Genomic DNA, 15,890 nt, shown 5'->3' on the forward strand with positions numbered 1-15,890 from the left:
GCGCGCAAGATCCTGGCGCTGCATGCGCTGACCGACGCGGAGCAAGGCATCACCACCAATGTGGGCTGCGTGAAGGGCGGCATCGTGCCCAATATGGTGGCGCCGCATGCGCAGGCCGAGCTCGACGTGCGCTTCACCGCCGACACGGATATCGAGGCGCTGGTCGAGCAAGTGCGCGCCATCATCGAGGCCGAATCGCTGCCGCGCACCAAGGGCCGGATCACCGAGATGCGCCGCACCCGGCCGATGACCCAGACGCCCGCGGACCTGCTGGCGCTGTACCAGCGCGGCGCGCGGCAGCTGGGCTTCTCGGTAGAGGGCGAGTTCACCGGCGGCGCGGCCGATAGCGGGCTCACATCCTCGGTGGGCACGCCCACGCTGTGTGGCACCGGCCCGGTGGGCGGCCATGCGCACACCGTGCGCGAGTACTGCGAGCTGTCCACCTTCGTGCCCCGCGCACAGGCGGTGGCGCTCGCCATCCTCGCACTGCGCTGAGCCGGGGCATTTTTGCCTGCATCCGATTTCTAACCACTTTCACCACACCGCCATGCCGAACGTGCCATTCTCTCGCCGCAAGATCCTTCGTACCGGCCTCATCGCAGCGGCGTGCGCGTGCGCCGCGCCGCTGGGCGCGCACGCACAGGGCGCCTATCCCTCGCGTCCCATCACGCTGGTGGTGCCCTTCCCGCCCGGCGGGTCGGTGGACATCATGGCGCGCCAGTACTCGGAGCCGCTCTCGCGCATCCTTGGCGTGCCGGTGGTGGTCGACAACCGCCCGGGCGCCGGCGGCTCGGTCGCCACGCAATCCGTGGCGCGCAGCAAGCCCGATGGCTATACGCTGGTGGTCTCGTCCCAGAGCAGCCACCTAGCCAACCCGCTGACCCAGCCGAAGCTGGGCTACGACCCGATCAAGGATTTCGAGCCGGTCCGACGTGCCGACCATGGCCGAGCTGGGCTATCCGCAGCTCAACCTGAGCTCCTGGACGGGCATTGCCGCGCCTGCCGGCACGCCCGAGCCGGTGGTGCAAAAGCTCTACCAGGCGGTGCGCCAGGCCGCCAGCGAACCCGCCATGCAGACAGCACTGCGCGCGCGCGGCGTGTTCCCGCCCGAGGAGATGACCCCGGCCGCCTTCGAGCGGATGATGGCCGAGCGGATGCAGCGCTACGGCGAAGTGGTCCGCCGCGCCAAGATCTCGGCGGAGTGAGCGCGGGGGATCAAGGCTTGATGGTGGCCGCCCCGCCTTTCTCGCTCATCCCGCTCATCTCGCCCAAGCCGCCCGCGCGCAGCATGTCGATGACCAGTTGCATGGCGGGCGTGGGCGGGCGGCTCTTGCGCAGCACCAGCCCGTAAGGCGCAAGCCGGCCATGCAAGGCGACCGGCAGCGTGGCGATCATGTTCAGGTCTTCGTAGTAGCGGGCCACCGAGGTGGGCAGCACGGCGAGCATGTCGGACTCGCGCAGCACGGACAGCGTGGTGAGGATCGACGAGGTCTCCACCGTGCTCACCGGCGGCGGCACGCGGTTCTCGCGGAAGGTCTGGTCGATGATCTGGCGCATCGGGCTGGGATGCGGCTGGATGATCCACGCATATTCCGTCAACGCGGCCAGTTTCAGCTTGCCGCGCTCCGCCGCCGGATGCCCAACGCGGGTGACGATCGACAGCGCCTCCTCCCCTAGCGTCTCGAACGACAATTCCTCCGCCGGCCAGCCATCGGGGATGCGGCCCAGCACGATATCGATCTGGTCCTGCTGCAACGCGTGCACCAGCACATCGCTGGTGTCGATCTGCACGATGATGTGCAGGCGCGGATGCGCTTGCTTGAGCTTGACGATCACGTGGGTGAGCAGGTCCGGCGCCGGCGCCATGACCGCGCCCACGCGCACCTTGCCCACGTCGCCGGCCTGGATGGCGACGAGCTCCTCGCGCAGTTCGTCCATGTCGGCAAAGACCACCCGCGCGTAGCGCATCACCGCCTTGCCCGATACTGTCGGGTCCAGCCCACGCGCGTGGCGCGTAAAGAGCGATACGCCGAGCGCGTCTTCCAGTTCCTGCAAGGATTTGGTGGCGGCCGGCTGGGTCAGGGCCAGCCCTTCGGCCGCCTGGCGCAGCGAGGGCGACTCCGACAGCGCCAGCATCAGTTGCAGGTGCCGCATGCGCAGGCGCTTGCGGATGGATGCGCTGGATGGGATGGTCACCGCGATAATCTCCGAGAATAGGCGGATGGCGAACTCCGCTGTTTTGCTTATCGCGAATTCTCGCACAGGGCGCTGGCGGCAAACACGGATTGCCGCTTCAGGCGCTTGCCGCACTTCGCGCATGCCGCCGCCCCGGCCCGAGGTGCTTTCGGGGCTGTTTGGCAGCATTTCCATGCATTTGGCGTCAGATTCCGGGCCGGCGGAGGGCATTTCGGGCATACTGAATGACTCCCTCCCATTGCGAAGCCGGCGTTCTGGCTTCCCCCCTCGATGCCCGGCTACCAAACCAAGCAAGAGCGCATCGCCGTCGCGGGCGTTACCGACCTCGTCATTCGCTCGCTGCTGGACAAGCAGCAGTACTCCGACCCCCTTGGCGAGGCCGAACGCATGGGCATTTCTTCCGCCATGTGGCCGCTGTTCGGGCTGCTGTGGCCGTCCGGTGCGCACCTGGCCGCGCGTATGGCGCTGCGGCCGGTGGATGCCACCGAGCGGGTGCTGGAAATCGGCTGCGGGCTGGCGCTGGCCAGCCTGGTGGGACACCGCCGGGGCGCGGACGTGACCGCCAGCGACTGCCATCCGATGGCCGCCGCCTTCCTCGCGGAAAACGTGCGCCTGAACGGCCTGGCGCCAATGAAGTACCGGCACGGGCACTGGAGCGCCGCGGAGCATGAGCACGACGCCCCTGAAGGCGCCGGCCCGGCCCCCGCCGAGGTCCACGGCCATTTCGACCTGATCATCGGCAGCGACCTGCTCTACGAGCGCGATGCCAACGCCAACCTCGCCCACTTTATCGGGCGGCATGCCAGCCCCACGGTCGAGATCTGGATCGTCGACCCCGACCGCGGCAACCGGCCCGCCTTCAACCGGCAGATGGCCGAGCAGGGTTTCGCCATGCGCGAGGAAAAGCTCGACCGCGTGGCCGCGCCCGGCGTCGATGCTTACAAGGGCCGGCTGCTGGTCTATCGCTGGGCCATGGCTCTGCCGCCGACATCTGGCCTGCCCCTGCCGTAGGGCCGCAATGCCCCACACAAGGTTCTGGTAGTCACGCCTCGCGCACGCCGCTGGCATGCAAGGCTACGCTCACTGCGTCGATCCCGTCGGCGTCGAGGTCCCGCAGCGGATGCCGCACATGGCCGCCGCGCCAGCCGCGCAGCTTCATGGCGGCCTTGGTGGACTGAGGCTGGCCAAGTTTGCGTGCGACTGCACGCATCGGGTACCAGCGACGATGCAGGCCGCCGGCGTCCGCCGCGTTGCCAATACGCACCGCATCGTAAGTAGCCTTGACCAACTCAGGCAGCGCGCAACTGTTGGTGGAACTGACGCCGTCGAAGCCGAGCACCAGGGGCCCAAGCATTACGAGGTCGGAAGCAGCCAGCACGCGAATGCGGCCACTTACGCGGCCGACGAGCTGATCGACTGTGGTCGGATTGAGATCGCCTTGCTTGAGTGCGACCACTTGCGGCACATCGCACAGGCGCTCGATCAGCGGCACCGAGAGCGTGATACCGACGCCCGGCGCGTTGTAGATCATCACGCCGGTCCTGGATAGCGGTGCCACCTCTTCAAAGAAGCGCACGATCTGGCCATCGGTGACTTCCGACACGAACGGCGGCATCAGCATGGGCAATCCGCCAAGTTGGCCAGCCAGCGAGGTCAGCTCCTTCACCACGCGAATGTCCGCATGCGCTGTGCATAGCAACACGGGCACGCGATCGCTCACCACTTCCATTGCGTGGCGGAAGAGCGCTGCGCGCTCGGCGGTATCCATGGCCGGGAATTCACCGTAGGTGCCGCCGATCAGGAGGCCATCGTAGCCCAGGCCCAGCATGCGCTCGATGTTCTCCGTCAGCGCGGGGAGATCCAGACTGCCATCCGCCGCGAAGGGCGTGACTGCGATGTTGAACAGGCCGCAGGTGCGCGCCTGCGATTCATCTTGAGATTTCATAATGCCTCGGGTCAACCTTGTTACGTTTGCGGAGGGAAAAAGTAAGCGGGGCGAGCTGGGAATCGGCTGGCATACAAATAGGACTAGAAATCGAGCTGGCTAAGCGGGCGAATGCGCACGCCATCGCCTTCCAGCGCAACGCGCACCGCCCTGGCAATGGCAACCCCTTGCGGGTTGTCGCCATGCACGCTGATCGTGTGGACCCGCAGGTCGGCCTTGCGACCGCCAACGGTATGAATTGCCTGCTCCCGAACCGTCTGCAAGGCACGCGCGGCAATCTGGTAGATCAGCATCTTCTCGATGTCGGCGGGACTATCCCCGATGATCTTGCGCCGGCCAAAACCGTTCAGATCGTTAAAGCCGGGGTGCGCACCAACATCGACGCCTCGCGACAGTGCCTGGGCCGCAGTCTGGTGCATGACGACGGCATCGCTGCCATGAAAGCCGCAGGCCACGTTGACCGATGTGACGATGGCCAGCATGGCGCCGTCGCCCCCTATTTCATAAGAGCCGAAGCTCTCGCCCAGGTCTGAGTTCAGATCGACTTCCCGCACGTTCTTTCTCCGAAACGCCACCCGGCGCCGCTTGGTATACCACTGGCACGCAAAATGCATGCCATTTACCAGGCAGCAGAATCCTGATGGCCGCATCCCCAAAATCGGGCATTTCAACTGGAGAAAGCATGACAAGCAAGTTGCAGAAAATGGTTAGTACCGTGGCGGCTGCCGCGGCCTTGCTGGCAGGCGCAGCCCACGCTGCGGAGCTGAACTTCGCGAGCTGGGGCGGCGCCTACCAGGGCGCGATCCGCGAGGCCTGGTTGAAGCCGTTCGCCAAGGACACCGGGGTCAAGGTGACGGAAGACACCGATCCGCAAGTCGCGAAGATCCGCGCCATGATCGACACCAAGACGGTGAACTGGGATGTGGTGACGGAGAACAGCGCGCGGCTTACGCGCGGCATCAAGCTGGGCGTGTTTGAAAAAATCACGCCCGAGATGGTGGATCAGAAGCACGTGATCCGCGGCGCGCGCAACGACTATGGCGTGCCGTCCGAGATCTTCTCGACCGTGGTGGGTTTCTCGTCCAAGACATTCCCCACCGGCAAGCCCCAACCTTCCACCTTCGCGGATTTCTGGGATGTGGCTAAGTTCCCGGGCAAGCGCACGCTGCAGGACGATCCGGCCACCGTCATCGAGGCCGCGCTGATCGCCGACGGCGTTGCGCCCGCCGACGTCTACAAGGTGCTCGCCACGCCCGCGGGCGTGGACCGCGCCATGAAGCAGATCGAGAAGATCAAGCCAAGCGTCGCCATGTGGTGGAAGAACGGCGCCGAACCGGTCAACGCGCTGGGCAGCGGCGAGGTCGTCATGGCGCTGGGCTGGAACGGCCGCTTCCAGGCCGGCATCGATTCCGGGCTGCCGATCCAGATGGGTTGGGGCAACGCCGTGGCGCAGGTTGGCTACTTTGCCCTGGTCAAGGGTGCGCCTCATCGCGACGAAGCCCTGAAGCTGCTGAACTACATGATCCAGCCGAAGAACCAGGCCGAGTTCAGCAAGCACATCGCCTACGGCCCCACCACCGAAGCCGCCTTTCCCCTGATCGACGAGGCTCGCAAGCAGCGCCTGCCTTCCACGCCAGAGCGGCTGAAGAGCGCGTTGTTCCTCGATTCCGAGTTCTGGGAAAAGCAGGGGCCGGCCATCGTCGAGCGCTACAACCAGATCCGCGCACGTTGATTCGTACCACCGCGAGGTAACTGCATCATGACAGGCACCGCCCTGCCCCTTCCCCCGCCTCGACCGCACCCGCCGCGAGGCAGGCGCGCCGCCGTCCGAGCCGCGCGGCGGTGCTCGCCAGCTTGCCGTTGCTGCTCTTCCTGCTGTGCTTCTTTGTCGGGCCCATCGCGGGCCTGCTCAAGGAAGGCTTCTATCAGGACGGCGTGGCGACGCTGGCCAACTACCGCCACCTGATCGACACGCCAATCTACCGGATCGTGCTGGGCAACACCTTCGCCATCGCCGCGGCGGTGACGCTGTCCTGCGTGCTGATGAGCTACCCACTCGCCTACCTGATGGCCAGCGTGCGGCCCAATGTGGCCAGGCTGCTGTTCTTCGCGGTGCTGCTACCGTTCTGGTCGAGCGCGCTGGTGCGCACCTCCGCCTGGATCGCGCTGCTGGGCAAGAACGGGCCGCTCAACGCCCTCCTGACCGGCGCCGGCATCCTCGACCAGCCGATGGCCTTCCTCTACAACTTCACCGGCGTGATGATCGGCATGACCCATGTGCTGATGCCCTTCGTGGTGCTGCCGCTCTATGCCTCGTTCCGCTCGCTGGACCACACCCTGGTGCAGGCCGCGCAGAGCCTGGGCGCGGGATCGGTGAGCATCTTCAGCCGCGTGGTGCTGCCGCTGACCAGCCCCGGGGTGGTGGCGGGCGGCATCATCGTCTTCATGAATGCGGTGGGCTACTACATCACGCCCTCGCTGATGGGTGGCCCGGCCCAGCGCATGGTGGCCGAGCTGATTTCCTACAACATCACCGAGGAACTGAACTGGGGCCTGGCCGCGGCGTTAGCCGCCGTGCTGCTGCTCACGGTGCTGGCATCGCTGTGGCTCTTCAATCGCCTGTTCGGCCTGGACAAGCTGATCGCCGGTTCGGCTGGCAAGGGCAGCAGCACGTCGGGCACGGGGCGCACCCCTGGCGGGCGGCTCGCCGTCGCCGCCGGCATCGCCTGCGCCGTGTTCCTGGTGCTGCCGATCGTCATCGTGATCCCGATGAGCTTCGGCACCACAGATTTCCCGGTGTTCCCGCCGCCGCAGTATGGGCTGCGCTGGTACGCCAGTTTCTTCGACGACGCCAAATGGCTCGATGCCCTTTGGTCGAGCCTGCGCGTGGGCGCGATCGTCACGGTGCTAGCCACCCTGCTTGGCACCGCCGCGGCGCTGGGCGTGCACAAGATGGCGTCGGCGCGCAAGGGCTGGCTTGATGCCCTGTTCGTCGTGCCAATGTCGGTGCCCGCGATCATCACCGCGGTGTCGCTCTACTACCTGCTGGCGCCGCTGGGCTGGGTGGCCAACTCGCTGGCGATCGTCATCGGCCATACCGTGCTGGCCACGCCCTACGTCTACATCACGGTACGCGCCGCGCTGCGCAGTTTCGATCCCAGCCTGGAACTGGCAGCGCTGAGCCTGGGCGCCCCGTGGCCGACCATGTTCCGGCTGGTGATGCTGCCGGCGCTGCTGCCCAGTCTCGTCGGCGGCGCGGTGTTCGCCTTCGTGACCTCGTTCGACGACGTCGTGATGGCGCTGTTCCTCACCACCATCCGCAACCGCACGCTGCCCAAGCTGATGTACGAGGGCCTGGCGCACGATTTCGATCCAACGGTGATCTCCGCGTCCTGCGTGCTGATTGCCGCCACCGCGCTCATCCTGATGGCCAACCAGTTGCTCGGAAAGAAGAAAGGAGCATGACGATGCAAGCCACTCTCTCGCCAACCGCGCCCCCGCCCTTTGCGGCGCCGCCGGTGCTGCACCTCTCCGAGCGCCCCGAGGCCCAGGGCAAGGACATCTCGGTGCGCGCCGTGCGCAAGTCCTATGGTAGCGCGGTCGCGCTGCCGGATGTCTCGCTATCGGTGGCACGCGGCGAATTCTGTACCCTGCTTGGCGCCTCGGGCTCGGGCAAGACCACGCTGCTGAAGATCATCGCCGGCTTCGAAGCGCCCGACACCGGCAGCGTGCATATCGCCGGCCGTGACGTCACCCACACGCCGATCGCCGATCGCAATATCGGCATGGTGTTCCAGAACTACGCGCTGTTCCCCCATATGTCGGTGTTCGAGAACGTAGCCTTTGCGCTGCGCATGCGGCGTCTCAACCACGACGACATCAAGCGGCGCGTCGGCGAAGCGCTCGAACTGGTGAGCTTGCAGGCCCTGGCAGCGCGCCTGCCGCGCGAGCTCTCGGGCGGGCAGCAGCAGCGCGTGGCGCTGGCCCGTGCGCTGGTCTTCATGCCTGACGTGTTGCTGATGGACGAACCGCTTGGCGCACTCGACAAGAACCTGCGGCAGGCGATCCAGTTGCAACTCAAGAAGCTGCACCACGACCTCGGACTGACGGTGGTCTTCGTCACCCACGACCAGGAGGAAGCCATGAACCTGTCGGACCGTATCGTCATCCTGGACCAAGGCCGCATCGTGCAGGCGGGCGCGCCCGCGGCGCTGTACCGCTCGCCCGACACGCCGTTCGTCGCGGGCTTCCTGGGTGAATGCAACTTCCTCGAAGAACCCGCCCGCGTGCTCGGCATCCGGCCGGAAAACGTACGCGTTGGCGCGCAACTCGGCGCATCGGACGTACGGCACGAGGGCCGCGTGGTGGCGTCGACCTTCTGCGGCCTGCACTGGAAGGTCTTCATCGCCTGGCGGGACAGGACCATCGTCGCCTATTCGCCCGCCGGCAGCGCTGGTACCGATCACGAGCCCGGGCGGCTCGTAGCCTGGGGGTTCAACTCCGGCGACGCCATGGCATTCGCCATCCAATGAAGGCCGATGGGCACCAGCAGCGCGTCACAACAATCACTACCGCACCAACATGAAAACACTGACAAAGATCGAGACAGACCACGGCGCCACCGCAAGCGAGCCGGAAGACATCGCGCCAATCTCGACCACGCCGGCCGGGGACATCCCGGACCTGGCGGGCGATGCTTACAACACGCTGCTCGAGATGATCCAGGTGGGCCGCTTGCGCACCGAAACGCCGCTGCAGGAGCGCGCGCTGGCGGCAACGCTGGGCATCTCGCGCACGCCGCTGCGCGAAGCCATGAGCCGGCTCATCGGCGGCGGCTTTGCCGTGCGCACGCCGCGCGGGCAGCTCATGATCAAGGAGCCCACCCTGCGCCAGTACCTGGAGATCCTGCAAATGCGGGGCCTGCTGGAAAGCGAAGCCGCCGCCCAGGCCGCGACCCGGATGGACCCCAAGCATGCGCAATTCGTCATCGCCCAGGTGGAAGCGCACCTGCTGGCGCGCAACACCACCAAGGACGAAAACCACAGGATCGATAACCTGCTGCACGACACCGTCGCCACGGCCAGCGGCAACCAGATGCTGGCGCAGACGATCCATGACCTGCGCATCAAGGCCAGATGCTTCGACCAGAACGGTGCGCCCGAGCGCTTCGAGCCCTGCGCGCGTGAGCATATCGCCATCCTGCAGGCCATTGTCGAGCGCAACCCCGATGCGGCGCGCGCCGCCATGAGCCTGCACCTCGCCAACGCCCGCGCTGGCCTGGTAGCGCGCCATACCAACTTGTGACTTCGTATGTCCATCAACGCGTCCATCAACACGTCCATCAACCAGCAGATTCATCCATGACAAGTACATCGCGCATTGACGAAAGCGCAAAGGGCGTCTTCATCATCTCCGCGACCCCCTTCACGGAACAGGGGGCGCTCGACCTGGAGAGCACCGACAGCCTGGTCGATTTCTACCTCGGCAAGAAGGTCGCGGGCATGACCATCCTCGGCATGATGGGCGAAGCGCCCAAGCTGTCGGAGGAGGAGTCCATGATCTTCGTGCGCCGCGTCCTCGAGCGGGTCGATGGCCGGGTGCCGGTGATCATCGGGGTGAGCCATGCGTCGAACCAGCATGTGGAGCGGCTGGCGAAGACCTCGATGGCGCTCGGCGCGGCCGGGGTCATGCTGGCGCCAGTGGCAAACCTCAGGACCGACGACCAGGTCCATGGCTACTACGCCGCCATTGCGCGCCTGCTTGGACCGGACATACCGATCTGCCTGCAGGACTTCCCTCAGGCCACGGGCGTCTATACCTCGGTCGACGTCATCTTGCGGATGGTGCGGGAATTTCCGCAGGTGGTGATGTTCAAGCACGAGGAGCTGCCCGGCCTGCGCAAGCTCTCGCAGATCCGTGCCCGGAGCGAGGCGGAAGGCCTGCGCCGCATCAGCATCCTGGCCGGCAATGGCGGGCTGTTCCTGCCGCAGGAGATGCTGCGCGGCGCGGACGGCGCGATGACCGGATTCGCCTACCCTGAGATGCTGGTCCAGGTCTGCGACCTTTTCGCCCAGGATAAGGCCGGTGAAGCCGAAGACCTGTTCAACCTGTACCTGCCGCTGCTGCGCCATGAGTTCCAGTACGGCATCGGCCTCGGACTGCGCAAGGAAACCCTGCGCCGGCGCGGCGCGATTGCCAGTGCCGCGGTGCGCAAGCCCGGACCGGTGCTGGATGCAACCGACCTTGCGGAGCTGGAGCGGCTGATTGGCCGCCTGGAAGCAAGTTTGGCGAACGCCGGCCACGTCGCTCACTGACGCCAGGGGAAACAGCATGACTTTCGACTTCTGCATCACCAGCGCATCGATCGTGGACGGCAGCGGCAGACCCGCCTTCGTTGGCGACGTTGCCATAAAGGATGGGAAGATCGCCGCCATGGGTGAGCTTGCTCACGCCAGCGCAGTGGAACGCATCGATGGCCGCGGCCGGGTCGTCGCCCCGGGCTTCATCGACGTCCATACGCACGACGACCGCGCCCTGCTGATGCCCGGCGCCATGACGGCAAAGCTGTCCCAGGGGGTGACGACCGTCGTCACCGGCAATTGCGGGCTTAGCCTGGCGCCTGCGCGGCCGGGGACGGCCATCCCCCCTCCGCTGGACCTGATCGCCACGCCGGATTGGCTACGTTTTCCGGCCTTCCGCGATTACCTCGACGCCCTGGAAGCGAACGGGACCGCGGTCAACGCTGTCTGCCTTGTGGGCCACCTGACGTTGCGGGCCAGCGTCATGGACAACCTGGAACGCCCGGCCACCCCAGCCGAATGCGATGCCATGCAGCGCCTGCTGGCAGACGCGCTCGAGGCAGGTGCCTGGGGCATGTCCACCGGCACCTTCTATCCGCCCGCGCGGCTTGCCACCACCGACGAAATCGTCGCGGTAGGCGAGCCCCTGCGGGCCCATGGCGCGCTCTATGCCACCCATATGCGCAACGAAGCCGAGAAGATCATCGATGCGTTGGACGAAACCTTCGAGATCGGCAGGCGGCTTGGCGTACGCGTATTGATCTCGCACCACAAGCTGGCGGGCATCGCCAATCACGGGCGCTCCGCCGAGACGCTGCAGCACATCGCAGCCGCGATGCAAACGCAGCCGGTATCGCTTGATTGCTACCCCTACAACGCGTCTTCCACCGTACTGCGGCCGGAGTTCGTGGCGCGCGCCGCCGCCGTGATGGTCAGCTGGTCCACGCCGCATCCAGAACATGCCGGCAGGCTGCTCGCCGATATTGCGCGCGAGATGGGCTGCGACGATGAACAAGCCGCCGCGCGCCTGGCACCGGCCGGCGCCGTCTACTTCATGATGGACGAGGCCGACGTGCGCCGCATCCTTGCCTTCCCCAAGGCCATGATCGGCTCGGACGGCATGCCGCACGACGAGCATCCCCACCCGCGCCTGTGGGGGACGTTTCCCCGAGTGCTGGGGCACTACTCCCGCGAGGAACAGCTTTTTCCGCTGGTAACGGCAATCCACAAGATGAGCGGCCTCACCGCCGGCGAGCTCGGCATCGCCGACCGTGGCCATATCGCCATCGGCCAGGCGGCCGATCTTGTGCTGTTCGACCCGGACACGGTCGGGGATCGCGCGACCTTCGCCAAGCCGGCCACGCTATCGGCAGGTATCGAGAGCGTCTGGGTCAACGGACGGCTGGCTTTCGCGAAAGGAGAAGTGCGGGACGATCGCGCGGGACGTGTATTGACCAGGACACCATCACAGGCCGTGCAAGCGTAGCAATCCGTTTGGCACGTGTATTGCTTGCACTCCATTGGCATACCAATGGCACACAAACCTCATATCAACCACCAACGCAATGTCATGGGCGATCGCTCGATGCCCATGGGCGCGTATAGGAAAGCAGCGCAAGCCATGTCTGTTCTTAGCTTAGATACCCGCCTGGCGTCCCGCCTGAGCGCCGCGCGGCCCTCGGCCACGGGGGCTGTTGCCGAAGCCGCCCGCCTCATGGTGGCGCAAGGCCACGCAGTCATCAGCCTGGCCGAGGGGGAACTCGACTTCGATACGCCCGCGCACATCCGGCAGGCTGCCGTCGCCGGCATCATGGACGGGCATACGCGCTACACAAACGTGGCAGGCACGCCCCAACTCAGGGCCGCGATCGTGCGCAAGTTTGCGCGCGACAATGTCCTGCACTATGACGAGAGCGAGGTCATTGCCGCGACGGGCGCAAAGCAGATTCTCTTCAATGCCTTGCTGGCCACCATCAACGACGGGGACGAGGCCATTGTCGTGGCGCCCTACTGGGTGTCCTATTCCGAGATGGTGCGCATTGCCGGCGGTACGCCGGTGGCTGTGACGCCGGCGGCCGAAGACGGCTTCAAGCTGACGCCGGACGCACTCGCCGCCGCCATCACGCCCAGGACACGCTGGCTGATGCTGAACTCGCCCTGCAATCCTTCCGGATCGCTCTACTCCGCCGACGAACTGCGTGGACTGGCGGATGTGCTGCGCGTGCATCCCCGCGTGCTGGTGATGTCCGACGACATCTATGAAAAGATCGTGTTCGAAGGCGAGTTCTGCTCCTTCGCGCAGGCGGCACCGGACATGAAGGCGCGCACACTCACCATCAATGGCGTCTCCAAGGCTTACGCGATGACGGGGTGGCGGCTGGGCTACGCCGGCGGCCCGCTGTGGCTGGTCAAAGCGCTGGAGATGTTGCAATCCCAAAGCACCAGCAACCCCAGCTCGGTTAGCCAGGCCGCCGCCATCGCCGCGCTCGACGGGCCGCAGGACTTCCTGGAGGACTGGATGGTACGCCTGCGCTGGCGCCGGGACCTTGCCGTCGATCTGCTCGCGGGGGCGGCACCGTTGTTGACCATGCGCACGCCGCCCGCGGCCTTCTACCTCTATGCGGATTGCAGCGGAACGATTGGCATGCGCACGCCGGGCGGCAACCTCATCGAAAGCGACCTGGACCTGGCGCGCTACCTGCTGGAGGAAGCGGGTGTCGCGGTCGTGCCCGGCACGGCTTTCGGCCTGGCGCCGTACCTGCGGTTTGCCTATGCGGTTTCCGATGACCGGCTGCGCATGGCTTGCGCGCAGATCGTCCAGGCCTGCCGCAGGCTGTCCAGGCCATGAAAGCAGCGGACATGGATGCACCGGCGCATACCGGGAGCGCGGCGGAGCCCGGGCCTGCGCACCAGCACCTGCGCGACGGATGGCTCATCGAGCCCGCCGGCGACCGCTGCCTGTTGATCCGCCTCGGCAACCGGGTAGATGCCGAGGTCAGCCAGACGGTGCACGCGGTGACGGCATGGCTGTCCAGCCGCGCCCTGCCCGGCGTCATCGACGTGGTGCCCGCGTTCACCACGGTGGCGGTCCACTACCGGCCCGTGCCGTTGCCAAGCGGCAAGGGCTCCGCCTCCCAGTCCCTGAGCGCGGCCATAGACCGGCTCCTGTCACAAGGCGTGCCCAGAATCGCCGGCTCCGGGCGCCTGGTGGAAATTCCGGTGTGCTACGGCGGTGAGTACGGCCCCGACCTGGAAGACGTCGCGCACCAATGCGGAATCTCCACCGGTGAGGTCATCCGCCTGCATACCGCCGCGCCGCTCGTCCTCTATACGTTCTTCTTCGCGCCAGGCACCCCGTTCGCGGGACCGCTGGATCCCAGGCTGCAGGTGCTACGGCGCGCAGTGCCGCGTACCCGTGTGCCGGCCGGCTCCGTGGCGATCGCCAACGGGATCTCCTCCATCTACCCGACTGAATCCCCCGGCGGGTGGAACCTCATCGGCCGTACGCCCTGGACCTTGTTCGACATCCGCAAGAGCCCTCCGACGCGCCTGCAGATCGGCGACCGCATGCAATTCATGCCGATCACGCCGCGCGAGTTCGAAGCGCTCCAGGAGCCACACCAATGAACCATATGCTGGTTGAGAAGCCCGGGGTGTTTTCCCTCCTCCAGGACACGGGGCGCTACGGCTACCAGCGCTACGGCGTGCCGGTCAACGGGCCGATGGACGAGTGGGCGCACCGCGTCGCCAATGCCCTGGTAGGCAATGGCGAGGAGGCCGCCACCCTCGAATGCACGCTGAAGGGACCCAGTGTCAGCTTCTCACGCAACACCTTGATCGCCCTGAGCGGCGCGGATATGCGGGTCACCGCGGGCGGCGCCCAGATCCCCATGCACTGTGCCGTCATGCTGCGCCACGGCGTACGGCTGGAGTTCGGCGAGCGCAGGTCGGGTGCCCGTCTCTATCTCGCGGTGCGGGGTGGATTCGATGCCCCGCTTGTGCTGGGCAGCCGCAGCACCTACGTGCGCGGCAGCTTCGGCGGCTTCGAAGGCCGCGCGTTGCGCCGAGGCGACCGGGTGCCGGTGGCGTCGCCAAGGGGAGAAGTCCTGGAACTCGAGCGCATGATGATCCAGAGCGGCATGTCCTTCGTCGCCGCGGCGGCACCGGACACCGCACCGCTGTCATCGGCCACGCAGGCGCTGCGCTTCGTGCCTGGCCCGCAGTGGCAGTCCTTCACCAGCCAGGCCCAGCGCGACTTCGAATCCGAGTGCTTCCGGCTTTCAGCGCAATCCGACCGCATGGGCTACCGGCTGGAAGGTCCCGAGTTGAGATTGGCGCAGCCACTGGAAATGATCTCCGAAGTCGTGACCTTCGGCACCGTCCAAGTGCCGCCGGGGGGTAGTCCCATCGTGCTGATGGCCGACCGCCAGAGCGCCGGCGGGTATCCGAAGCTGGCCTATGTCGCCAGTGCCGACCTGCCCGCGCTGGCGCAAGCCCTGCCAGGCGATGCGCTGCGCTTCCAGGCCGTCACCCAAGCCCGGGCAGAGGCACTCTGCCTGGAAGTCGAAGATCGCTTTGCCCGCGTCAGGGTGCTGGCCGCAAAGGCGCTGGGCCTCCTCGTCCAATAATGCAAAAGGAATCCATCATGCCGTTCATCGATATCAACTGCGATATGGGCGAGAGCTTCGGGCCCTGGGTCATGGGCAACGACCGCGCGATCCTGCAGCATGTCACCTCCGCCAACATTGCCTGCGGATTCCATGCCGGGGATCCGGACACGATGCTCGAGACGGTCCGCGCGGCCGCGGCCGCCGGCGTGGCGGTTGGCGCGCATCCGGGACTCCCCGATCTGCAGGGCTTCGGCCGCCGCGCCATGGCCATGACGCCAGGCGAGGTCTATGCCCTCATTGTGTATCAGGTGGGGGCCATGCTGGGCGTCACCCGCGCGGTGGGGGTCCCCCTGCACCACGTGAAGACACACGGCGCGCTCTACAACATGACAGCGCGCGACCCGGCGCTTGCCCAGGCGGTAGCGCAGGCCGTGCACGACATCGATCCCAAGCTGATGGTCTACGTCGCCAACGCCAACATGGCGAGCGCCGCCCGCGCGATGGGCCTGCGCGTGGCCTTCGAGGTCTATGCGGACCGCAGCTACCAGGACGACGGCACGCTGACCCCACGCTCCGAGCCGCACGCGATGATCGAAGACGTGGCGGAATCGATCGCGCAGGTCAAGCGCATGGTGACCGATGGCAGCGTGATCTCGCTCGCAGGCAAGACCGTTCCCATCGCAGCCGACACGCTCTGCATCCATGGCGACCAGCCCGGCGCGGCGGTGTTCGCGGCGCGTATCCGCGCCGCGTTCGATGCCGATGGCATCGGCGTGCGGCCCGTCTGACGTATTTCGCCACTCACGCACGAAACGCTCCCTATTCCGACCGACCCTCCCC

General features: G+C 66.5%; 15 protein-coding genes and 1 pseudogene. 13 read left to right on the forward strand and 3 right to left on the reverse strand.

The window, feature by feature from the left end; all coding sequences use genetic code 11:
- Both OR16_RS05640 and OR16_RS05645 read left to right on the forward strand, forming a co-directional pair.
- A partial coding sequence (locus OR16_RS05640; protein ID WP_006157001.1) for a M20/M25/M40 family metallo-hydrolase occupies window positions 1–495 on the forward strand: 495 nt, incomplete at its 5' end.
- 52 nt (window positions 496–547) lie between these two features.
- Window positions 548–1,205, forward strand: a pseudogene (locus OR16_RS05645) (Bug family tripartite tricarboxylate transporter substrate binding protein).
- Between the two features lie 10 nt (window positions 1,206–1,215).
- On the opposite strand, the gene OR16_RS05650 reads toward OR16_RS05645, so the two are convergent.
- Complete coding sequence (locus OR16_RS05650) at window positions 1,216–2,154, reverse strand: LysR family transcriptional regulator (protein ID WP_100227843.1); 939 nt, start codon at window positions 2,152–2,154, stop codon at window positions 1,216–1,218.
- A gap of 312 nt (window positions 2,155–2,466) precedes the next feature.
- Here OR16_RS05650 and OR16_RS05655 point away from each other — a divergent pair, with 312 nt between their 5' ends.
- Window positions 2,467–3,207, forward strand: coding sequence for a class I SAM-dependent methyltransferase (locus OR16_RS05655; RefSeq protein WP_006157003.1), 741 nt, complete (start codon window positions 2,467–2,469; stop codon window positions 3,205–3,207).
- Between the two features lie 31 nt (window positions 3,208–3,238).
- Here OR16_RS05655 and OR16_RS05660 read toward each other — a convergent pair whose 3' ends face one another.
- Both OR16_RS05660 and OR16_RS05665 read right to left on the reverse strand, forming a co-directional pair.
- Complete coding sequence (locus OR16_RS05660) at window positions 3,239–4,141, reverse strand: dihydrodipicolinate synthase family protein (RefSeq protein ID WP_006157004.1); 903 nt, start codon at window positions 4,139–4,141, stop codon at window positions 3,239–3,241.
- Between the two features lie 83 nt (window positions 4,142–4,224).
- Window positions 4,225–4,755: a LamB/YcsF family protein gene (locus tag OR16_RS05665; protein WP_081488692.1), complete on the reverse strand. Its 531-nt coding sequence runs from the start codon at window positions 4,753–4,755 to the stop codon at window positions 4,225–4,227.
- Between the two features lie 68 nt (window positions 4,756–4,823).
- On the opposite strand from OR16_RS05665, the gene OR16_RS05670 reads away from it, so the two are divergent.
- The 10 genes from OR16_RS05670 to OR16_RS05715 all read left to right on the forward strand — a co-directional run bounded on the left by OR16_RS05670 (window position 4,824) and on the right by OR16_RS05715 (window position 15,838).
- Entirely contained in the window at window positions 4,824–5,873 is a 1,050-nt protein-coding gene (locus OR16_RS05670; RefSeq protein WP_006157006.1) for an ABC transporter substrate-binding protein, read from the forward strand.
- A gap of 110 nt (window positions 5,874–5,983) precedes the next feature.
- Complete coding sequence (locus OR16_RS05675; RefSeq protein ID WP_006157007.1) at window positions 5,984–7,606, forward strand: ABC transporter permease subunit; 1,623 nt, start codon at window positions 5,984–5,986, stop codon at window positions 7,604–7,606.
- Between the two features lie 2 nt (window positions 7,607–7,608).
- Window positions 7,609–8,673, forward strand: coding sequence for an ABC transporter ATP-binding protein (locus tag OR16_RS05680; RefSeq protein ID WP_100227836.1), 1,065 nt, complete (start codon window positions 7,609–7,611; stop codon window positions 8,671–8,673).
- Window positions 8,674–8,722: 49 nt separating this feature from the next.
- Window positions 8,723–9,445, forward strand: a complete 723-nt coding sequence (locus tag OR16_RS05685) for a GntR family transcriptional regulator (RefSeq protein WP_006157009.1) — start codon at window positions 8,723–8,725, stop codon at window positions 9,443–9,445.
- Between the two features lie 56 nt (window positions 9,446–9,501).
- Entirely contained in the window at window positions 9,502–10,455 is a 954-nt protein-coding gene (locus tag OR16_RS05690) for a dihydrodipicolinate synthase family protein (protein WP_006157010.1), read from the forward strand.
- Between the two features lie 16 nt (window positions 10,456–10,471).
- The gene (locus OR16_RS05695; protein WP_006157011.1) at window positions 10,472–11,926 is read left to right on the forward strand and encodes an N-acyl-D-amino-acid deacylase family protein; all 1,455 of its coding nucleotides are present in this window, start codon (window positions 10,472–10,474) and stop codon (window positions 11,924–11,926) included.
- A 135-nt stretch (window positions 11,927–12,061) separates the two neighbouring features.
- Window positions 12,062–13,288 carry a pyridoxal phosphate-dependent aminotransferase gene (locus OR16_RS05700; RefSeq protein WP_043418641.1) on the forward strand — a complete coding sequence of 409 codons (1,227 nt, stop codon included), beginning with the start codon at window positions 12,062–12,064 and terminating at the stop codon, window positions 13,286–13,288.
- Window positions 13,285–14,067: a 5-oxoprolinase subunit PxpB gene (pxpB, locus tag OR16_RS05705; RefSeq protein WP_006157013.1), complete on the forward strand. Its 783-nt coding sequence runs from the start codon at window positions 13,285–13,287 to the stop codon at window positions 14,065–14,067. Before OR16_RS05700 ends, pxpB begins: the two co-directional genes overlap by 4 nt.
- Window positions 14,064–15,068: a biotin-dependent carboxyltransferase family protein gene (locus OR16_RS05710; RefSeq protein WP_006157014.1), complete on the forward strand. Its 1,005-nt coding sequence runs from the start codon at window positions 14,064–14,066 to the stop codon at window positions 15,066–15,068. Before pxpB ends, OR16_RS05710 begins: the two co-directional genes overlap by 4 nt.
- Window positions 15,069–15,085: 17 nt before the next feature.
- Entirely contained in the window at window positions 15,086–15,838 is a 753-nt protein-coding gene (locus tag OR16_RS05715; protein ID WP_043418691.1) for a 5-oxoprolinase subunit PxpA, read from the forward strand.
- Window positions 15,839–15,890 lie beyond the last annotated feature (52 nt).

Origin of the sequence: Cupriavidus basilensis OR16 (genome assembly GCF_000243095.1) — a bacterium.
GTDB classification, from domain to species: Bacteria; Pseudomonadota; Gammaproteobacteria; order Burkholderiales; family Burkholderiaceae; genus Cupriavidus; species Cupriavidus basilensis_D.